Origin of the sequence: Streptomyces sp. NPDC056128 (assembly GCF_042263835.1) — a bacterium.
In the GTDB taxonomy this organism is placed as follows: domain Bacteria; phylum Actinomycetota; class Actinomycetes; order Streptomycetales; family Streptomycetaceae; genus Streptomyces.
The window spans coordinates 55,397-74,803 of record NZ_JBHJVQ010000036.1 but is presented as its reverse complement, the minus strand read 5'-3'; the positions used below and the strand labels follow the sequence as shown (position 1 = coordinate 74,803).

The following is a 19,407-nucleotide window of genomic DNA, read 5'->3' as shown; positions in this document are numbered from 1 at the left end:
CAGTCCCATCGCGTACGCCGAGCTGTACGTCGCGGACGACCGGGACGCCGCCGGCTTCCTCGTCGACAGCCTCGGCTTCGTCCCCCTGGCCGTGGGGGGCGCCGCCCCCGCGCCCCCCCCACCCCCGGCCCACGACCACCGCCGTCCCGTACGCGCACACCTCGGTGCCCACGTCCGCGGCCGTCGCCACGTCGAAGCGGAAGGCCAGTACCGCGTTGGCCCCCCGCGCGCGTGCCTGCTCGACCAGCCGCTCCATCGCCTCGTTGCGGGTCTCGACCAGCGTCTTGGTGAGTCCGCGCAGCTCACCGCCGACCATCGACTTCAGCCCGGCCCCGATCTGGCTCCCCAGGTGCCGGGAGCGCACGGTCAGCCCGAAGACCTCGCCCAGCACCTCCTGGACCCGGTGGCCCGGCAGGTCGTTCGTGGTCACGATGAGCACATCGGACTGGGGACTCTGTCCGCCGCCGTATTCTTCAATACCCATGGTTCTCCGGCTTCCCCGGAAAGGCCGCAGTGCACCCCGAGGACCCCGTGGAACCTGGGACACCGCGGCTGCGTTGTACGTTTGGGCAGCCAGGTCCAGCCCGCCTCCCCCCAGCAGCAGGAGCCACATCCCGTGACCACCCTTGCGCTCGGCCCCGAGTGGCTCAGCCCGGACTATCTGATCGAGACCTTCGCTCTGCCCGGCATCCTGCTCATCGTCTTCGCCGAGTCCGGACTCTTCGCGTTCCTGCCCGGCGACTCGCTGCTGTTCACCGCGGGCCTCTTCGTCGCCCAGGGCGAGTACATCAGCCAGCCGCTGTGGCTGGTGTGCACCCTGATCGTGCTGGCCGCCGTCATCGGCGACCAGGTGGGCTACATGATCGGCAAGTTCCTCGGCCCCAAGCTCTTCAACCGCCCCAACTCCAAGCTCTTCAAGAAGGAGAACCTGGAGAAGGCGCACGAGTTCATGGAGAAGTACGGCCCCAAGGCGATCGTCCTGGCCCGCTTCGTGCCGATCGTGCGCACCTTCGCGCCCATCGTGGCGGGCGCCGGCCGCATGAAGTACCGCACGTTCCTCACGTACAACATCATCGGCGGCGTGGCCTGGGGCACCGGCGTCACCCTCGCGGGCTACTGGCTCGGCCAGATCGAGTTCATCCGCACCAACGTCGAGCCGATCCTGGTCCTGATCGTCGTCGTCTCGGTCGTCCCGATCGCCATCGAGTACCTGCGCGAACGCAAGAAGAAGAAGCAGGCCGCGGCAACCGCCCCCACGCCGCCCCAGCAGCCCCAGTACCCGGTCATGGACGACGCCACGACCCAACTCCGCCGCGTCGACCCGTACCAGCAACAGCCGTACGGCCAGAACTACAACGACCAGTACCCGTACAACCAGGGCCGCTGAACCCACCTAAGGGGCGCGGGGAACTGCGCGACAAGCCACGACGAACCCGCACCCGCCGTCGCACGGTACCCCCGCCCCCACTAGGCGCCCTAGAAACCCCGTGTCCGTTTGGCGGCCCGGCGTCCCGCGGCACTCGCCGCCCCCGGCACCTTCAAGAACAACCGCGAGATCTCCCCACCGAGGTTCACCCCGATCGCGATGGCCAGCGCCAGCGCCACCGCACTGGACAGCGACAGCAGCCCCGAGTCGACCTTGCTCTGCGCGATCCCCAGCAGTCCGAAGTACGTCGCGGAACCCGGCAGCAGCGGCCCGATCGCCGCGGTCGTGTACGGCAGCGCCGACGCGAACCGGTACCGGGACATCAGCTGCCCGAACAGACCCACCAGCCCCGCCGCGGCGGCCGTGGAGGCCACCGGCGAGATGTTCCCGGCGTAGTGCATGGCGCCGTACACACACCAGGCGACGCCGCCGTTCAGGGTCACCGCGAGGACGGTGGATCGTTCCTGCTGGAGCAGGATCGCGAAGGCCAGCGACAGCAGCATCGAGGCGAAGATCTGCACCCACGGATCGTCGCCCGTGCCCAGCTTGGCATCCGGGTTCAGGTTCGCGCCCAGCTGGACGCCGAAGTACAGCACCACCAGCACCCCGGCGACGATGCTGACGAAGAAGTACATGACCTCCAGCAGCCGTGCCGCGGCGGTGATGTAGAAGCCGGTCAGACCGTCCTGCACCCCCGCGACCAGCGCCCGCCCCGGCAGCAGCGCGAACAGCCCACCGGTGATCACCGCGGACGCCTTCACCTCGACGTGGGTCAGCGTCAGCGCGATGCCGATCGCGGCCGGCGGCATCGCGGCCACCGCGAACTGGTAGAACTCCGGCAGCCCGCGCCCCGCGCACAGCCACGCCAGCCGGTCACCGAGAATCGCGCCGATCATCGCCGCGAAGAACACGATCACGTCACCGCCGACGAGCAGTGAGGCCCCGCCCGCGAGCAGACCGCTCGCCGTGCTCAGCACCCAGGTCGGGTACGGGTGCCGGTTGCGCCGGATCTCCGCGAGGCGCCGGTAGGCCTCCTCCAGGGAGATGTTGGTCTCCGGGTCCGAGAGGTCGTCCACCAGCTGGAACACGGCCGCGAGCCGGGTGTAGTCGGTGCCGCGGCGGCGTACCGTCCGCGACGCCGTCACCGGGTCCTCGACCAGGGACGGCTGGTGGGAGATCGACAGCAGGGTGAAGGTGACGTTCGGCTCGCAGCGGTCCAGGCCGTAGGACCGGCAGACGGCGAACATCGCCGCCTCCACGTCCTCGGCGCCCTCACCGCCCGCCAGCAGCAGCTCCCCGATACGCAGCGTCAGGTCGAGCACGCGCGGCACGGCGGGCCCGGTCTCGTCGTCGTGCTTCTGCGACGGCTCGGGCGCGGGCCGCTCGGCCACCGGCATGCGCAGCATGGCCCGCATCCGGTCCTGCCAGGGCACGTCCGCCAGGTTCACCGCCGGGAAGCCGCTGGCCGGGGTGAACGCGGTCGGCGCGGTCCACGCGTGGTACGTGCTCGGCGTCGTGAACGCCGACCCCTCGGCGTCCGCGGGCGTGGCCGTGGGCGCCTCCAGGCCGTCCGGCAGCGAGAACTCCGAGGTCGTCTCGGACTCCGTTCCGGTGTGCCGCGGGACGGCCAGTCCCTGCGGGATCTCGAACTCGGACGTCGTCGACGACTCGTCGTCGATCGACGCAGCGATCCCGCCCGGCTGCCGGAAGGCGCTGTGGGCCTCGTCCGACTGCGGCTTGCGGTCCTCCGCCTCGGTCACCTGCGCAACGCTCCCTGGTACGAACTCACCCTCCTGTTGATCTCAGTATGCGCACTCGCACGCGAACGGGCCGCACGCGGGTGGCGTGCGGCCCGTTACGGAACGGGAGCTGCTCAGTGGCCGCCCTGCTCCTTGAAGCGCTTGTAGGACCGCTCGATCTCGATCTCGGCGTCGGTCCGGCCCACCCAGTTGGCGCCCTCGACGGACTTGCCGGGCTCCAGGTCCTTGTAGACCTCGAAGAAGTGCTGGATCTCCAGGCGGTCGAACTCCGACACGTGGTGGATGTCCCGCAGGTGCTCCACGCGCGGGTCGGTCGACGGCACGCACAGCAGCTTGTCGTCGCCGCCGGCCTCGTCCGTCATCCGGAACATGCCGATCGCGCGGCAGCGGATGAGGCAGCCCGGGAAGGTCGGCTCGTCCAGGATGACCAGCGCGTCCAGCGGGTCGCCGTCCTCGCCGAGGGTGTTCTCCACGAAGCCGTAGTCGGTCGGGTAGGCGGTCGAGGTGAAGAGGCGGCGGTCCAGGCGGATACGACCGGTCTCGTGGTCCACCTCGTACTTGTTCCGCGAACCCTTCGGGATCTCGATCGTGACGTCGAACTCCACCGGACGCTCCTCCATGATCAGTACATAGTTCTGGTGGTTAAGTGTCCCTCACGCCGGTGTGTGATCGCGAAAGGGGCTGGTGATGGTGCCAGAGCTGAGGCCTTGGCGGTCCGCGAGGCCGCACCTGGTGCGGGCCGCGGGCGCCGTACGACCCCGTCTGGCGCGCCTCGGCCGGGCCGCCGGACCGCGGATCGCGCGGTTCACGCGGGCCACGGGACCGCGGCTCGCCCGGATCACGAGGCCGAAGACCTGGCAGTACACCGCCGGTGCCGCCACCGCCGGGCTGGCTCTCGCCGCCGGTGTGGTGACCGCCGCCGGCCCCTGGGACTCCACGGGTCAGCGTACGGCCGAGCGGGACCGGGCCGTCGCACTGGAGCACATGGGTGGCGCAGATCACGATCGCGGGTCCGGCGGCTCCGGCACCGCGGCCGGGACGCCCCGTCCCGCGCCCAGCGCCGGGGCCGTGCTGGCCGGCCTCGGCGGCGCCACCACCCCGGGCGGCGTCAAGGCGGCCCCGGGCGGCGCGGCCCTCGCGGACCTCCTCGGGCCGCTCCTCGACGACCCGGCGCTCGGCACCGACCGCGCCGCGTCGGTCGTCGACCTCACCACCGGCAAGCGGCTGTACGGCCTCGGCGGCGACGCGCCTCTCACGCCCGCCTCCACCACCAAGATCGCCACCGCGGTGGCCGCGCTCACCGCCCTCGGCCCCGACCACCGCCTCACCACCCGCACCGCCCTGGAGGCCGACACCGGCGAGGTCGTCCTGGTCGGCGGCGGCGACCCGACGCTCACCGCGCGTGCGGACGCCAAGGGCCTCGCGAGCCTGCGCACCCTGGCCGAGAAGACCGCCGCGGCCCTGAAGAAGCGGGACCTGCGCAAGGTGACGCTGTCGTACGACACGACGCTCTACGCGGGCGGGGAAATGCACCCGATCGGGGTCAACGAGAACCTGGCCCGCGTCACCGCCCTGATGGCCGACGAGGCCCGGACGGACGACTCCACCAGCGGACCCGCCCCGCGCGAGAGCGACCCGGCCGCGCACGCCGCCCGCGCCTTCGCCGGTTTCCTGAAGCAGCACGGCATCACCGCGTCGGCCCCCGGCCCCTCCAAGGCCACCGACCGCGCCGACACCCTCGCCACGGTGTCCTCGCCGCCGCTGTCCGCCCTGGTCGAGCGGATGCTGACGAACAGCGACAACGACCTCGCCGAGGCCCTGGCCCGCCACACCGCCGTGGCGAGCGGCAGGCCCGCCGACTTCGACGGGGCGTCCGCCGCCATGAAGGACCGGCTGAAGCGGCTCGGCCTGCCGGTGGACGGCGCCGCGCTCCGCGACGGCAGCGGCCTGGACCGCACCGACCTGGTCAGCGCCGACCTGCTCACCGCCCTGCTGGCCAAGGCGGCCGACCCGGCCCGCCCCCAGCTCCGCCCGGTCCTCACCGGCCTCCCCGTGGCCGGTTTCACCGGCACCCTGACCAGTCGTTACACGGACGGCGCAGCGGGCGTCGTCCGCGCCAAGACGGGCACGCTGACGGGCGTGAACACCCTCGCCGGCACCGTCGTCACCGCCGACGGCCGCCTCCTGGGCTTCGCCTTCATGGCCCACGGGACGTCCGACCCCGCGGCGGCCCAGTCGACCCTGGACCGGGCGGCGACGAGCCTGGCTTCCTGCGGCTGCGGGTAGCCCGCCCCACCCCTGCGCCCCGCACAGCCTGCCCCCAGCGGCGGCGCTCCCGTACCGTTGACGCATGACGAGCATCGGCGCAAATTCCGGCATGGTCGACTGGAACCTCGCGGTGGCGACCGCGACCCGGCTCGTACGGCCGGGCCCCGAGGTGAGCCGCGACGAGGCCAGGGCGGTCGTCGCGGAGCTCCGCCGCCATGCCAAGGCCTCCGAGGAACACGTCCGGGGCTACACCCGTATGGCCACCGAGGAGATCCACGACACCCCCGTCCTGGTCGTCGACCGCCCCGGCTGGGTCCGGGCGAACGTCGCCGGGTTCCGGGAGATCCTGAAACCCCTCCTGGAGAAGCTGCAGGAGCGGCGCGGCGACGGCGCCGGCAACGCGGTCCTCGGCGCCGTCGGCGGCAAGGTCACCGGTGTGGAACTGGGCATGCTGCTGTCGTTCCTGTCCTCCCGCGTCCTCGGCCAGTACGAGACCTTCGCCCCGGCCACCCGGGAACTCCCCGCCGGTGCCGACGGCGGCGGCCGGCTGCTCCTGGTCGCGCCGAACATCGTGCACGTCGAACGCGAACTCGACGTCCACCCGCACGACTTCCGCCTGTGGGTGTGCCTGCACGAGGAGACGCACCGCACCCAGTTCACGGCCGTGCCCTGGCTGCGCGACCACCTGGAGGGCGAAATTCAGTCGTTCCTCGCGGAGACCGACGTCGACCCCATGACCGTCCTGGAGCGGGTCCGCGAGGCCGCCCAGACCCTCGCCGGGGGCCGCCCCGAGGGGGAGGAGGACGACGGTGGCCGCTCGCTGGTGGAGCTGGTGCAGACCCCGGCCCAGCGGGAGGTCCTCGGCCGCCTCACCGCCGTGATGTCCCTGCTGGAGGGCCACGCCGACTTCGTGATGGACGGGGTCGGCCCGGCGGTCGTGCCGAGCGTCGCGGAGATCCGCGAGAAGTTCCAGCAGCGCCGCGCCAAGGGCGCCTCCCGCCTCGACCTGGCGCTGCGCAAGCTGCTCGGCCTGGACGCCAAACTCCGCCAGTACCGGGACGGCGAACGCTTCGTACGGGCCGTCGTCGACGAGTGCGGAATGGACGGCTTCAACCGCGTCTGGACGTCGCCCAACACCCTCCCCACCAAGTCGGAGATCGCCAAACCGGCGGACTGGATCGCGCGGGTGCACCGCAAGCCGGAGTCGTGAGCCCCTCGGGACGGGCGTGAATCGAATCCGGCCGACGGCAGGTAAACGCCCCTCCAATCACCCGTCCGAGGGACCGTGAGCCCTCGACAGGCGTGCGATGCTCGGGGAACGGCCCGTTTCTGTCACCATCTACACACTCTGCGTGACAGAACCCCGGGCTCACCCCCCGAAAACTTCATGAAGGGCACCGGACATGGGTCCCCATCCTGCGGTCGCGGCGATACGCCTGGCGGTCCGCCGCGTCCTCCACGACATCCTCACCGAACTGAAGACCACGGCCGGCGTCCCCGCCGCGACGGCCGCCGGACCGACGCCCGAGCGGCCGCCGTCACCGCTCGTGCTCGTGGCCTGCTCCGGCGGCGCCGACTCCATGGCGCTCGCCTCCGCCCTCGCCTTCGAAGCCCCCCGGCTCGGCATCCGGGCCGGCGGCGTCACCGTCGACCACGGCCTGCAGAACGGCTCCGACCTGCGCGCCGAAGAGGTCGTCCTGCGCCTGCGCGAACTGGGCCTGGACCCCGTCGAGGCCACCGCCGTCAGCGTCGGCCGCGCGGGCGGCCCCGAAGCCGCCGCCCGCGACGCCCGCTACGCCGCCCTGGACGCCGCCGCAGCCCGCCACGGCGCCGCCGCCGTCCTGCTCGGCCACACCCGCGACGACCAGGCCGAGACCGTCCTGCTGGGCCTCGCCCGCGGCTCCGGCATCCGCTCCCTGTCGGGCATGGCCGCGGTCTCGGGGGCCGACGGCCGTTACCGGCGCCCCTTCCTCCAGGTCGACCGGCAGACCGCCCGCAAGGCCTGCATGGTGCAGTCCCTGCCGGTCTGGGACGACCCGCACAACGCCGACCCGGCGTACACCCGCTCCCGACTGCGCCACGAGGGCCTGCCCGCCCTGGAGAAGGCCCTCGGCAAGGGCGTCGTCGAGGCCCTCGCCCGCACCGCCCAGCTCTCCCGGGACGACGCCGACGCCCTCGACACCTGGGCCCGCCAGGCCGAGGAGGGCGTCCGCGACGCCACGGGCGTGCTGGAGTGCGCCAAGCTCTACGCCCTGCCGCCCGCCGTACGCCGCCGGATCCTGCGCCGCGCCGCCATCGCGGCCGGTGCCCCCGCCGGCGCGCTCTTCGCCCGCCACCTCGAGGAAGTCGACCGGCTGATCACCGGCTGGCGCGGCCAGGGGGCCATCAACCTCCCCGGCAAAGTCGTCGCCCAGCGGCAGGGTGGCAGACTGGTGATTCGGCAAGGCTGAATCCGGCCGGTGGGACGACCGAAAGTGATGCGGGTGGACGCGAACGACATGGGTGCCGACCTCGAGAAGGTACTCATCACCAAGGAAGAGATCGACGCGAAGCTGGCCGAGCTGGCCGCGAAGATCGACGCGGAGTACGAGGGGAAGGACCTGCTCATCGTCGGCGTGCTCAAGGGCGCCGTGATGGTCATGGCCGACCTCGCCCGGTCGCTGTCCACCCCCGTCACCATGGACTGGATGGCGGTGTCCTCGTACGGCGCGGGCACCCAGTCCTCCGGCGTGGTGCGGATCCTCAAGGACCTCGACACCGATATCAAGGGCAAGCACGTCCTGATCGTCGAGGACATCATCGACTCCGGCCTGACCCTGTCCTGGCTGATCTCCAACCTCGGCTCGCGCGAGCCCGCCTCCCTCAAGGTGTGCACGCTGCTGCGCAAGCCCGACGCGGCGAAGGTCGCCATCGACGTGGAATGGGTCGGCTTCGACATCCCCAACGAGTTCGTCGTCGGGTATGGCCTCGATTACGCCGAGAAGTACCGCAACCTGCCGTTCGTCGGTACGCTCGCGCCCCACGTCTACGGCGGCTGACCCGCCCCTGTGGCGGGCAGCACGGCGATTGGGGGGCTACCGGGAACCCCGGAGGCCTCCGCGCCGTTGGAGCATGCAGACGGGACGCCAGCGGTCCCGTGCGGCTGAGGGCCGCCGCGCTGGGGTACCGTCAGAAGAACTGTCTTATCAAACTCACTATGGCAGGAGGGACGGGGCGACACCGCTCCGTGTGGATGGACGTGAAGCGATACTTCCGTGGGCCAATCATGTGGATCGTGCTGGCCGTCCTTGCCGTGGTCGTGTTGATGCAGGTCGTAGGCTCGTCCGGCGGCTACAAGACGGTGGACACGGGCCAGGTCGTCCAGGCGATCAACGACAACAAGATCGAGTCGGCCAAGCTGACCACCGGTGACGAGCAGATCATCAAGGTCCAGCTCAAGGACGGCGAAAAGGTCGAGGGCAGCTCCAAGATCCAGGCGAGCTACATCGGCGACCAGGGCGTCGACATCGCCAATTCGCTGCAGAACAAGTACCAGGACAAGCAGATCTCCGACGGCTACACGGTGTCGCCGTCGAAGCAGAACCCGTTCGTCGGCATTCTGCTCTCCCTGCTCCCGTTCGTCCTGATCGTGGTCGTCTTCCTGTTCCTGATGAATCAGATGCAGGGCGGCGGCAGCCGCGTGATGAACTTCGGCAAGTCCAAGGCCAAGCTCATCACCAAGGACACCCCCAAGACGACGTTCTCCGACGTCGCCGGCTCGGACGAGGCCGTCGAGGAGCTCCACGAGATCAAGGAGTTCCTCCAGGAGCCGGCCAAGTTCCAGGCCGTCGGCGCCAAGATCCCCAAGGGCGTGCTGCTGTACGGCCCGCCCGGCACCGGCAAGACCCTGCTCGCGCGTGCCGTCGCGGGCGAGGCGGGCGTGCCGTTCTACTCGATCTCCGGTTCCGACTTCGTCGAGATGTTCGTCGGTGTCGGTGCCTCCCGAGTGCGTGACCTGTTCGAGCAGGCCAAGGCGAACGCTCCCGCGATCGTCTTCGTCGACGAGATCGACGCGGTCGGCCGCCACCGCGGCGCCGGCCTCGGCGGTGGTCACGACGAGCGCGAGCAGACGCTGAACCAGCTGCTCGTCGAGATGGACGGCTTCGACGTGAAGGGCGGCGTGATCCTCATCGCCGCCACCAACCGGCCCGACATCCTCGACCCGGCGCTGCTGCGCCCCGGCCGCTTCGACCGGCAGATCGCCGTCGACCGCCCGGACATGCAGGGCCGGCTGGAGATCCTCAAGGTCCACCAGAAGGGCAAGCCGGTCGCGCCGGACGTCGACCTGTCGGCCGTCGCCCGCCGTACGCCCGGCATGACCGGCGCCGACCTGGCCAACGTGCTGAACGAGGCCGCCCTGCTGACGGCCCGCAGCGACAAGAAGCTGGTCGACAACCAGATGCTGGACGAGGCGATCGACCGTGTGGTCGCGGGCCCGCAGAAGCGGACCCGGATCATGTCGGACAAGGAGAAGAAGATCACCGCGTACCACGAGGGCGGACACGCCCTGGTCGCGGCGGCCTCACCGAACTCCGACCCGGTCCACAAGATCACGATCCTGTCGAGAGGCCGGGCCCTCGGTTACACGATGGTGCTCCCGGACGAGGACAAGTACTCGACCACGCGCAACGAGATGCTGGACCAGCTCGCCTACATGCTGGGCGGCCGCGCGGCCGAGGAACTGGTCTTCCACGACCCGACGACGGGCGCCGCCAACGACATCGAGAAGGCCACCAGTGTGGCCCGTGCCATGGTCACGCAGTACGGCATGACCGAGCGCCTCGGTGCCATCAAGTTCGGCGGTGACAACAGCGAGCCGTTCCTCGGGCGTGAGATGGCTCACCAGCGCGACTACTCGGAAGAGGTCGCCGCGCTGGTCGACGAGGAGGTCAAGAAGCTCATCGAGACGGCGCACAACGAGGCCTGGGAGATCCTGGTCGAGAACCGCGACGTCCTCGACAACCTCGTCCTCGCCCTGCTGGAGAAGGAGACGCTGGGCAAGGAGGAGATCGCCGAGGTCTTCGCCCAGATCGTCAAGCGCCCGGCCCGGCCCGCCTGGACCGGTTCCTCACGCCGCACGCCCTCGACCCGTCCGCCGGTGCTCTCCCCCAAGGAGCTGGCGCTGACGAACGGAGCGAACGGCGCGCCGGCGGCGATCTCCACCACCAAGAGCCCCACGGTGGAGCCCGCCCCGGCACCGGAACACGCCCCGGAGGACCGTCCGGAGAGCTGACCCCGGTCACTCCCGGCGGCCCCACCAGGCCCGGAATGTATGCCGCGCCCCCCAGGTTCTAGCCTTGGGGGGTGCGGCATTTCCTTATGCCGCCCGCAGGACAGCACAGGAACGAGGCACCAGATGACCGACCCCGTGACGTTGGACGGCGAGGGCGAGATCGGCGAGTTCGACGAGAAGCGGGCCGAGAACGCCGTACGCGAACTGCTCATCGCGGTCGGTGAGGACCCGGACCGCGAGGGCCTGCGGGAGACCCCGGCGCGGGTGGCGCGGGCGTACAAGGAGATATTCGCCGGTCTGTGGCAGCAGCCGGAGGACGTGCTGACGACGACGTTCGACCTCGGGCACGACGAGATGGTCCTGGTCAAGGACATCGAGGTGTTCTCGACCTGTGAGCACCACCTGGTGCCGTTCCGCGGGGTCGCGCACGTGGGCTACATCCCCTCCAGCAGCGGAAAGATCACCGGGCTGTCCAAGCTGGCCCGCCTGGTGGACGTCTACGCCCGCCGTCCGCAGGTGCAGGAACGTCTCACCACGCAGGTCGCCGACTCCCTGATGGAGATCCTGGAGCCGCGCGGGGTGATCGTCGTGGTCGAGTGCGAGCACATGTGCATGTCGATGCGGGGCATCCGCAAGCCCGGCGCGAAGACGCTCACCTCGGCGGTGCGGGGGCAGCTGCGGGATGTCGCCACGCGCAACGAGGCGATGAGCCTGATCATGGCTCGCTGAGGGAGGGTGACGGGCGGCGGGCGGCGGGGCTCGCGTCTGCTTTTCGCGGGTGCCTTTTCGGTCAGGCCGCCGACGCCGCCCCGGGGTGGTCGTCGTCCTCGTCCTCGGGGAGCTTGCAGACCCGCTCCATGAAGACCGCGGCCGCTATGACGCCGATGCCCGCCACCACCGAGAGACCGGCGTAGATGGACTGGTCGCGGCGGGCCGGGATGTCCAGGTACTCCAGCAGGAAGACGCCCGTGCCGCCGTACATACCGGCGACCAGGGCGACCACCAGGGCGCTGGCCTGGGCGAAGACGACCGCGCGGGCCGCCATCATCGGGTCGACGCCCTTGGCGCCGGGGAGGCGGTCCCGCTGGGCCTTCAGCCGGGCGCGGATCGAGAGCGCCGTGGCCAGCAGGATCACCGCGATCAGGGCGAGGACGATGGGGGCGGCCAGGGGGACGCTCGGCAGGGTCCCCACCGAGTTCCACAGGCGGGCGCCCGCCCAGGACAGGACACCGGCGACGACGAACACGCCGGCCAGCACCCTGATGCGCAGCTCTTTCACGGTGTTCCGGTGTCCCTTCGGTTCCCCTGAGCGGTCGTCGTGATCTCGTCGACCTTAACGACTACTCGGGCAGCCGGAGTTCCAGGTCGGCGCGGGGCGCGACGCCGTCGCGGGTGACGGCGGCCAGGAGGTCGGCGACCGCACCCTGTCCGGGCAGCAGGGCCTCGGGGTCCACGTCGAGCCAGGGAGCGAGCACGAAGGCACGCTCGTGCGCGCGCGGGTGGGGGAGGGTGAGCTGCGGGTCGTCGGAGACGACCTCGGCGTAGGCGACGATGTCGACGTCCAGGGTGCGCGGGCCCCAGTGCTCGTCGCGGACTCGGTGGAAGGCCTCCTCCACCGCGTGCGCGCGCTCCAGCAGGGAGGACGGGGGCAGGGTGGTCTTCACGACCACGACCGCGTTGAAGTACGACGGCTGGCTGTCGGGCGCGACGCCCCACGGCTCCGTCTCGTACACCTGCGACACCCCTTTGACGCGCACGCCGGGGGTGTCCTCCAGGGCGTCGATGGCGCCCTGGAGGGTCTCCAGGCGGTTGCCCAGGTTGGCGCCGAGGGCGATCACGGCGCGCTTGGGGTTGGACAGCGTCGTGTCCGCGGCGTCGACCTGCTCGATGACGGAGGCGGGCACCGGCTGTACGGTCGGGTCGCTGGGACCCTTGGCGAAGGGGGCGCTCATACACGGCTCCGGATGATGGTGACGGTCACGTCGTCGAAGGGGACGGTGATCGGCGCGTCCGGCTTGTGGACGCAGACCTCGACCTCCCGCACCCCGTCGTGCTTCAGACAGACCTGGGCGATGCGCTCGGCGAGCGTCTCGACGAGGTTGACGGGCTCGCCCTCCACGACGGCCACGACCTCCTCGGCCACGATGCCGTAGTGCACGGTCTTCGCCAGGTCGTCGTCGGCCGCGGCCGGCCGGGTGTCCAGGCCCAGGACGAGGTCCACGAGGAAGGTCTGGCCGTCCTCGCGTTCCTTGGGGAACACACCGTGGTGCCCGCGGGCCTTGAGGCCGCGCAGCGCGACACGATCCACGCGAATCACTCCTGCAGTCGTCGGTCAAGGCCGGTCGTACCACGTGCGGGCGGTACGGCGGCCACAGTCGAATCTACCCGCGAGCACCGACAGGGCCGGGCCACGGGGGGTGTGGGACCGGGCGGGGGCCGGGAGGTTTCACCCGGCGTTTTCCCTGGCGGTCCCGGTGGATCACGGGTTGGTAGCCGCCCATACCCGGCGGTCCGTGATTCCAACCACTTCTTGTCGTTCTTGGTCCTTCCGGTCAGGAAGGTGTGTCCTCGCTCTCATCGTCGTCGGTCTCCGCGAGTACGGGGGAGGCGTGGTGCGACCAGAGTTTCCAGCCGGCGGGCGTACGCCGGAACGTGTTCGTGGCGACCACGAGCTGGCCGACGAGGGGGCCCAGCTCCTCGTCGCCGTCGGGGGCGGGGCCGCCGCTGAGGATGTTCTCGGTGCAGGTGACCAGGGCGGTGTCGCCGGTGACGGAGACGTGGACGTCGGTGAGGAAGAACTGGATGTAGTCGGTGTTCGCCATGATCAGGGCGTAGGCGCGGAGGACCTCGCCGCGGCCGGTCAGTACCGGCCAGCCGGGGTGCACGCAGGAGACCACGCCGGCGTCGGCCGGGTCGTGGTACGACTCGTCGACGCCCAGGTCGGACGGGGTGAGCCAGAACGCGGAGACCTTCTCGAAATCGCCCTGTTCCAGCGCCTCGTAGAAGGCGGTGTTGGCGGACTCGACCTGTTCGACGTCGAGGTGCGGGGCGTTCACCGGGCTCCTTCGACGGCGCGGGCGACGCGTACGGCGTCCGCCGTGGCGCGGACCTCGTGCACGCGGACGGCCCACGCGCCGGCGTGCGCGGCGAGTGCGGAGACGGCGGCGGTGGCCGCGTCGCGCTCCCGCGCGGGGGGTGGGGTGGCCTGGGGGTCGGCTGCCAGGACGCGGCCGAGGAAGCGCTTGCGGGAGGCGGCGACGAGGAGGGGGTGGCCGAGGCCGAGGAGGCGGTCGAGGTGGGCGAGGAGGACGAGGTCGTGCTCGGCGTTCTTGGAGAAGCCGAGGCCGGGGTCGACGACTACCCGGTCGGGGGCGATGCCGCCCTCCAGGACGGCCTCCACGCGGGCGCGCAGCTCGTCCACGACCTCGGTGACCACGTCCTCGTAGACGCCCTTGACGTTGCCTGCCTCCAGGAGGCCGCGCCAGTGCATGACGACGAAGGGGGCGGCGGCGTCGGCGACGACCGGGATCATCCTCGGGTCGGACAGGCCGCCGCTGACGTCGTTGACGAGGGCGGCGCCGGAGGCGAGGGCCTGGGCGGCGACCGAGGCGCGCATGGTGTCCACGGAGACCGTGACGCCCTCGGAGGCGAGGCCGCGGACCACGGGGACCACGCGGCGGAGTTCCTCGTCCTCGTCGACGCGGGTGGCGCCGGGGCGGGTGGACTCGCCGCCGACGTCCACGAGGTCGGCGCCCTGGGCCACCAGGTCGAGGCCGCGCTTGATGGCGGCCGTGGTGTCGAAGAAGCGACCGCCGTCGGAGAAGGAGTCGGGGGTCACGTTGACGACCCCCATGACCGCGCAGCGGTCCCATGCGGTGAGGCCCGCCAGGTGGTGGCGGCGGCGGCCGGTCTGCTTGCTCATGTGTTCAGCGTAGGCCCAGTGGGTGGGGTGCCTGCGGCGGCCTGTGGCCGGTTGGGTGGGGGTGCGCGTAGCGCGGTGCGTTGCGTTGTGGGTCGGGGCCGCGCCGTACGCGGCTATCCGCCCTAGCTGCGGGCAGTCGTGCCGCTGGGGCGGCACGGGTGGGCGCAGCGGCACCCGGCAAGCGCCGGCCCGCGACTCCCACCCCAGGCCCACCCACGCTGGGTGCCACCCACCCCCGGCCCGCACCCACGCCGGGTGCCTCGCCGGTCAAGCCACGTGCGGGTCCCCGTGGGGGCAGGGGCGGCGGGGTCTTGTGCGGCAGCGTAGGGACTGGGGGAGGGGTGGGGTGAGGGTGACGAAGCCCTCGGCCTGCATGGCGGCGAAGCCGATGCGGGGGAGGTCGGACGAGGACCCGTAGACCACGAAGCGCGGCTCCCAGCGGGGGCGGAACTTCGCGTTGAACTTGTACAGGGACTCGATCTGGAACCAGCGGGACAAGAACACGAGCAGGCCTCGCCAGGCGCGGAGGACCGGGCCCGCGCCGATCTTCTCGCCGCGCGCGAGCGCCGCGCGGAACATCGCGAAGTTCAGCGACACCCGCGCGATGCCCAGCTTCGGCGCCGCCTGGAGCGCGGCCACGATCAGCAGCTCGTTCATGCCGGGGTCGGCCGCGCGGTCGCGGCGCATGAGGTCCAGGGACACCCCGTCGCTGCCCCACGGGACGAAGTGCAGGACGGCCTTCAGGTCGCCGTACTCGCCCGGCTCGGCGTCCTGCTTGTGCGCGGTCGCGACCAGGCAGTCGCCGTCGGCCGGGTCGCCGACCCGGCCCAGGGCCATCGAGAAGCCGCGCTCGGTGTTGGTGCCCCGCCACGCGTCGGCGGCGCGGCGGACGCGGTCCAGTTCGGCGTCGGGGAGGTCAGCCACGCGCCGTACCCGGGTCTCGTAACCGGCCCGCTCGATGCGCTTGACCATCTGGCGCACGTTGCGCATCGCGCGGCCGGCGAGGGAGAAATCCACCACGTCCACCACCGCCTCGTCGCCCAGTTCGAGGGCGTCGAGGCCTGTCTCGCGGGTCCACACCTCGCCGCCGGTCTCCGAGCAGCCCATCACGGCCGGTGTCCAGGAGTGGGCGCGTGCCTCGTCCATGAAGCGTTCGATCGCGCCCGGCCACGCCTCGACGTCGCCGATCGGGTCGCCACTGGCCAGCATCACGCCCGAGACGACGCGGTAGGTGACGGCCGCCTTGCCGCTGGGGGAGAAGACCACCGCCTTGTCGCGGCGGAGCGCGAAGTGGCCGAGGGAGTCGCGGCCGCCGTGCCGGGCGAGGAGGGCGCGCAGGCGCGACTCGTCCTCCTCGGTGAGGCGCGCCGCCGGGTGTTCGGGGCGGAAGGCCAGGTAGATGGTGGTCACGGCGGTCAGCAGGCCGAGCGCGCCGAGGGAGAAGGCGACCGTCCAGGAGGTGTTGCCCGCGTAGTCGACCGGGCCCTCCACGCCGAACAGGCCGTACAGGACGTGGGTGATGCGGTCGGCCAGGCTCGGGGCGCCGATCATCCGGTGCGGGTGGGCGTTGACGACCAGGAGGCCGAGGGCGAGCGAACCGGCCCCCATGAGGACGAAGTTGGCCAGTGCCCGCCAGCGGCTGCGCGGGTCGGGCAGGGCCGCGAACTGGTCCCGGTGGCGCAGCAGGGGCGCGAGCAGCGCGAGGGAGATCAGTACGCCGAGGATCGAGTGGCGGTAGCCGAACTGAGCGACGGCGCCCAGCGGGAGGAGGGCCACCGCGGCGCGCCACGCCCGGCGCTTGCGGCGTTTGAGGCCGTGGGCGAGCAGGAGCAGCAGGACGCCGGCGCTGAGGGAGAGGGCCGCGGCGAACGGGCCGAACGAGCCCGGCAGTACCTCGGCGAGGGCGTGCATCCGGCTGTGCCGGAAGCGCGGGAAGACCCCGGCGGCGATGTCCAGCAGGCCGACGAGCGCGCAGGCGCGGCCGACGAGGAGCGGCACGTTCTCCGGACGAGGGCCGCGCGGCAGTCGACGTACGCGGGTGGGTCCTGCCGGAACCCGACCCGACATTTCCTCATCTGTCCTGACAGACATCGCACCTGTAGTTCTGCGAGTAACCGTGGATCCGGGCCCGTTTCGGGCATCCGGCGACATTGCGCCCTCTAGGACGGTGTCTTGGAGGGAGAGGTTCACTCCCCTCGATCGGAATGCCCGAACGGGCACACGGAAAGCGCAGGCAGGTACCAAGGCATGGGTCTCACGAGCAACAAGGTGCTGGCGTTGGCGGTACTGGCCGGCGTGCTGCTGTTCGCCGGCACGGTGTGGCTGTGGCCGCGGCTGGCCCGCAGTGGCATACGCGCGGTGCTGGGGCGCGTGGGCCTGCTGTTCGCGACCCAGTTGGCCGTCTTCGCGGCGGTCGGTCTGGTGGCCAACCAGTCCTTCGGGTTCTACGGCAGCTGGGCCGACCTGTTCGGCCGGGAGGACGGACAGGGCGTGGTCGTGGACCACGCGGCCGGTGGTTCCGCGGGGCCGCTGCGGGTCGTCGGGGACAGACGGGTGACGAAGGTGAGAGGGGGGAGGCCCGAGGCGGGCGGGCGGATCGAGGAGATCGAGGTCGTCGGGCGTACGACGCGGATCGCGACACCCGCGTACGTGTATCTGCCGCCGGAGTACTTCCAGGCCCGGCACCGCGGCCGTACGTTTCCCGCGGCCGTCGTCCTGACCGGGTACCCGGGGACCGCCGAGGCGCTGGTGGACAAGCTCCACTATCCGCGCACGGCATGGGAGTCGGCCCGGGCCGGCCGGATGCGGCCGATGATCCTGGTGATGCTGCGGCCGACGGTCGCGCCGCCCCGGGACACGGAATGCGTGGACGTGCCGGGCGGACCCCGGACGGAGACGTTCTTCGCGAAGGATCTTCCCGAGGCGGTGGGCGGCCACTACCGCGTGGCCGAGGGGCCGGGCAGCTGGGGTGTCGTCGGCAACTCGACGGGCGGTTACTGCGCGCTGAAACTCGCCGTGCACCATCCCGAGGTGTTCGGCGCCGGGGCCGGGCTCTCCGCGTACTACGACGCGCCGAACGACCCCACCACCGGCGATCTCTTCCAGGGCGACAAGGAACGGAAGAACCACGCGAATCTGTGGTGGTATCTCAAGAACAAGCCCGCGCCGGACACTTCCCTGCTCGTGACCAGCAGCAGGTCGGGCGAGACGAACTACAAGGACACGCTGAAGTTCATCGAGCGGGTCAAGAGCAGGAAGCCGACCCGGATCTCTTCGATCATCCTGGAAAGCGGCGGGCACAACTTCAATACCTGGCGGCGGGAGATTCCCGCGACGCTGGAGTGGCTCGGTCAGCGGCTGGGTGCGCGCACGGCGTGAATGATCTTGAGGTAATTCGCCCGTCGACCGGCTTGTGGAATCCCGGTGCCGTGTGAACACGTCGGAGATGGTCGTGTTTTTACGGGGCGGGGCGCCAAGATTCGCCTACGCGCGGTAAGTTTCTGGCCATGCCACGTGGACGTCACCGCCATTCCCCGCCTCTGCACAGGCTGCTTCCTCCGTCGGCGATCGCAGGCGTCTCCGTCGTCTGCGCCCTCGGCCCCTGGGTGTTCAGCGAGACCACGATCCTCCGGGTGCTGGCCGCGGCCGCCGCGGTGACGGCCGTCGTCGGCGCGGTCGTCATGCGGCACTGGGACGCGCAGGCGGGCAGGCGCGTCGCCGACCTCACGCGCGCGCGGGCGAGCGACGAGTGGCGGTACGAGGAACGGGTCGCCGAACTGGAGTCCGACCTGGAGGAGTCGCGCGAACTGCGCGTCAAGCTGGAGCACCGGCTGCGGGCCAAGCGCACCGAACTGGCGGGGCTGCGCAACGAGCACGCCTCGCTGCTGCGGCGCTACGCCACGGCGGAGACCGAGCGTGCCACGGCGCTGGAGGGCCGCCGCCTGCTGGAGATAGAGGCGGTGCCGTCGGCGCCCGCCCTGCCGGCGGCACGACCGGCACCGGCCGAGGAGGCGACCGGCGAGGACGGTGTCCCGGCCGCCGAGGACACGGGCGAGGCGGAGCAGGACGAGGCGCCGGCCGTTTTCTCGCCCGCGGGCTCGCGGCTGTTCCTGCGGGCCAACGCGGCCCTCGCGCGCTTCGACGAGGACGCGCCGAACGGCCCGGACGGTGGCGACCGGGACGACGGCGGCGACTCCTCCGACGAGGAGGACGGCGGCGACGACGGCGACGGCGGTGACGACGGCGGCAGCGGCGGTGGCGAGAGCGCGACGGCGCCCGAGGCGGCCCAGGAGGACGAGGCGCAGGGGCAGCCCGAGACGGCCGACGGGCACGAGAGCTCCGCCGCCGCCGCTCCGGCGACCCAGTCCGACGAACGGCCCGCGCCGCCCGACCGGTCCACCCGGCAGGCCGACGGGCACTTCACGGTGCCGACCGCGGTGGCCGTCGTACCGGCGGCTCCGGCGCGGCGTCCGTCGGTCGAGGGCGGGTTCGACTTCTTCGGCACCAAGGCGCCCGGGGACGGAGCGGACGGCGCGGACGGTGCGGGGCCCTCCGACGCCGCCCTGGAGACCGTCCAGAACGAGGATCTCGCCGATGTGGTCGGCCAGGAGGCCCTCGCCCTGCACAAGGCCGAGGCGGAGGCCGCCTTCAAGCCGGCCGGCGTGGAGTCCCGGGGGGTCGGCCAGGTGATCGACCTGACGGAGCACGACGAGACCGAGCAGATCGACATCCAGGGGCTGCGCAGCGCGGTCTCCTGACC

The 19,407-nt window shown here is 71.6% G+C and carries 17 protein-coding genes and 1 pseudogene; 9 read left to right on the top strand and 9 right to left on the bottom strand.

Going from position 1 to position 19,407, the window contains the following annotated elements; genetic code table 11:
- Positions 1-124: 124 nt before the first annotated feature.
- Positions 125-484 (bottom strand): annotated as a pseudogene (locus ACFC1X_RS36370) (YbjQ family protein); the annotation flags it as partial.
- A 132-nt stretch (positions 485-616) separates the two neighbouring features.
- Between ACFC1X_RS36370 and ACFC1X_RS36365 the strand changes: the two are divergent.
- Entirely contained in the window at positions 617-1,387 is a 771-nt protein-coding gene (locus ACFC1X_RS36365; RefSeq protein WP_376362635.1) for a DedA family protein, read from the top strand.
- An 89-nt stretch (positions 1,388-1,476) separates the two neighbouring features.
- On the opposite strand, the gene ACFC1X_RS36360 is transcribed toward ACFC1X_RS36365, so the two are convergent.
- Positions 1,477-3,186 (bottom strand): threonine/serine exporter ThrE family protein, encoded by a 1,710-nt coding sequence (locus ACFC1X_RS36360; protein WP_376362633.1) that lies wholly within the window; start codon positions 3,184-3,186, stop codon positions 1,477-1,479.
- A gap of 113 nt (positions 3,187-3,299) precedes the next feature.
- Positions 3,300-3,791 (bottom strand): inorganic diphosphatase, encoded by a 492-nt coding sequence (locus tag ACFC1X_RS36355; RefSeq protein WP_064731883.1) that lies wholly within the window; start codon positions 3,789-3,791, stop codon positions 3,300-3,302.
- Between the two features lie 82 nt (positions 3,792-3,873).
- Here ACFC1X_RS36355 and dacB point away from each other — a divergent pair, with 82 nt between their 5' ends.
- From dacB to folE, 6 genes are all read left to right on the top strand, one after another.
- Entirely contained in the window at positions 3,874-5,472 is a 1,599-nt protein-coding gene (gene dacB / locus ACFC1X_RS36350) for a D-alanyl-D-alanine carboxypeptidase/D-alanyl-D-alanine-endopeptidase (RefSeq protein ID WP_376362630.1), read from the top strand.
- A gap of 64 nt (positions 5,473-5,536) precedes the next feature.
- Positions 5,537-6,664, top strand: coding sequence for a zinc-dependent metalloprotease (locus tag ACFC1X_RS36345; RefSeq protein ID WP_161326145.1), 1,128 nt, complete (start codon positions 5,537-5,539; stop codon positions 6,662-6,664).
- Between the two features lie 193 nt (positions 6,665-6,857).
- Entirely contained in the window at positions 6,858-7,904 is a 1,047-nt protein-coding gene (gene tilS / locus ACFC1X_RS36340) for a tRNA lysidine(34) synthetase TilS (RefSeq protein ID WP_376362626.1), read from the top strand.
- Positions 7,905-7,931: 27 nt separating this feature from the next.
- Positions 7,932-8,492: a hypoxanthine phosphoribosyltransferase gene (gene hpt, locus ACFC1X_RS36335; RefSeq protein WP_376362641.1), complete on the top strand. Its 561-nt coding sequence runs from the start codon at positions 7,932-7,934 to the stop codon at positions 8,490-8,492.
- A gap of 194 nt (positions 8,493-8,686) precedes the next feature.
- Positions 8,687-10,726, top strand: a complete 2,040-nt coding sequence (ftsH, locus tag ACFC1X_RS36330; protein WP_376362623.1) for an ATP-dependent zinc metalloprotease FtsH — start codon at positions 8,687-8,689, stop codon at positions 10,724-10,726.
- A 123-nt stretch (positions 10,727-10,849) separates the two neighbouring features.
- On the top strand, positions 10,850-11,455 hold the full coding sequence (gene folE, locus ACFC1X_RS36325) for a GTP cyclohydrolase I FolE (protein ID WP_376362620.1): 606 nt from the start codon (positions 10,850-10,852) through the stop codon (positions 11,453-11,455).
- A gap of 61 nt (positions 11,456-11,516) precedes the next feature.
- Here folE and ACFC1X_RS36320 read toward each other — a convergent pair whose 3' ends face one another.
- The 6 genes from ACFC1X_RS36320 to ACFC1X_RS36295 form a co-directional block, all read right to left on the bottom strand.
- Positions 11,517-12,005, bottom strand: a complete 489-nt coding sequence (locus tag ACFC1X_RS36320; RefSeq protein ID WP_376362617.1) for a DUF3180 domain-containing protein — start codon at positions 12,003-12,005, stop codon at positions 11,517-11,519.
- Positions 12,006-12,066: 61 nt separating this feature from the next.
- Positions 12,067-12,678 carry a 2-amino-4-hydroxy-6-hydroxymethyldihydropteridine diphosphokinase gene (folK, locus tag ACFC1X_RS36315; protein ID WP_376362614.1) on the bottom strand — a complete coding sequence of 204 codons (612 nt, stop codon included), beginning with the start codon at positions 12,676-12,678 and terminating at the stop codon, positions 12,067-12,069.
- The gene (gene folB / locus ACFC1X_RS36310) at positions 12,675-13,034 is read right to left on the bottom strand and encodes a dihydroneopterin aldolase (protein ID WP_161326150.1); all 360 of its coding nucleotides are present in this window, start codon (positions 13,032-13,034) and stop codon (positions 12,675-12,677) included. Before folB ends, folK begins: the two co-directional genes overlap by 4 nt.
- Positions 13,035-13,278: 244 nt before the next feature.
- Entirely contained in the window at positions 13,279-13,782 is a 504-nt protein-coding gene (locus tag ACFC1X_RS36305; protein ID WP_376362610.1) for a nuclear transport factor 2 family protein, read from the bottom strand.
- Entirely contained in the window at positions 13,779-14,648 is an 870-nt protein-coding gene (folP, locus tag ACFC1X_RS36300) for a dihydropteroate synthase (RefSeq protein WP_376362607.1), read from the bottom strand. Before folP ends, ACFC1X_RS36305 begins: the two co-directional genes overlap by 4 nt.
- A 267-nt stretch (positions 14,649-14,915) precedes the next feature.
- A complete protein-coding gene (locus ACFC1X_RS36295) occupies positions 14,916-16,715 on the bottom strand; it encodes a phosphatidylglycerol lysyltransferase domain-containing protein (RefSeq protein ID WP_376362604.1) in 1,800 nt (599 codons plus the stop codon).
- A 180-nt stretch (positions 16,716-16,895) separates the two neighbouring features.
- Between ACFC1X_RS36295 and ACFC1X_RS36290 the strand changes: the two genes are divergently transcribed.
- Together ACFC1X_RS36290 and ACFC1X_RS36285 are read left to right on the top strand one after the other, a co-directional pair.
- On the top strand, positions 16,896-18,026 hold the full coding sequence (locus tag ACFC1X_RS36290; protein WP_376362601.1) for an alpha/beta hydrolase: 1,131 nt from the start codon (positions 16,896-16,898) through the stop codon (positions 18,024-18,026).
- Between the two features lie 128 nt (positions 18,027-18,154).
- Complete coding sequence (locus ACFC1X_RS36285; protein WP_376362598.1) at positions 18,155-19,405, top strand: hypothetical protein; 1,251 nt, start codon at positions 18,155-18,157, stop codon at positions 19,403-19,405.
- The last annotated feature ends 2 nt before the right edge of the window (positions 19,406-19,407 follow it).

Coding starts and splice junctions, on each gene's coding strand:
- hpt (WP_376362641.1), top strand. CDS start 7,932: ATGCGGGTGGACGCGAACGACATGGGTGCCGACCTCGAGAAGGTACTC.
- ACFC1X_RS36290 (WP_376362601.1), top strand. CDS start 16,896: ATGGGTCTCACGAGCAACAAGGTGCTGGCGTTGGCGGTACTGGCCGGC.
- ftsH (WP_376362623.1), top strand. CDS start 8,687: ATGGACGTGAAGCGATACTTCCGTGGGCCAATCATGTGGATCGTGCTG.
- folE (WP_376362620.1), top strand. CDS start 10,850: ATGACCGACCCCGTGACGTTGGACGGCGAGGGCGAGATCGGCGAGTTC.
- folP (WP_376362607.1), bottom strand. CDS start 14,648: ATGAGCAAGCAGACCGGCCGCCGCCGCCACCACCTGGCGGGCCTCACC.
- tilS (WP_376362626.1), top strand. CDS start 6,858: ATGGGTCCCCATCCTGCGGTCGCGGCGATACGCCTGGCGGTCCGCCGC.
- ACFC1X_RS36345 (WP_161326145.1), top strand. CDS start 5,537: ATGACGAGCATCGGCGCAAATTCCGGCATGGTCGACTGGAACCTCGCG.
- folK (WP_376362614.1), bottom strand. CDS start 12,678: ATGAGCGCCCCCTTCGCCAAGGGTCCCAGCGACCCGACCGTACAGCCG.
- dacB (WP_376362630.1), top strand. CDS start 3,874: ATGGTGCCAGAGCTGAGGCCTTGGCGGTCCGCGAGGCCGCACCTGGTG.
- ACFC1X_RS36295 (WP_376362604.1), bottom strand. CDS start 16,715: ATGTCGGGTCGGGTTCCGGCAGGACCCACCCGCGTACGTCGACTGCCG.
- ACFC1X_RS36285 (WP_376362598.1), top strand. CDS start 18,155: ATGCCACGTGGACGTCACCGCCATTCCCCGCCTCTGCACAGGCTGCTT.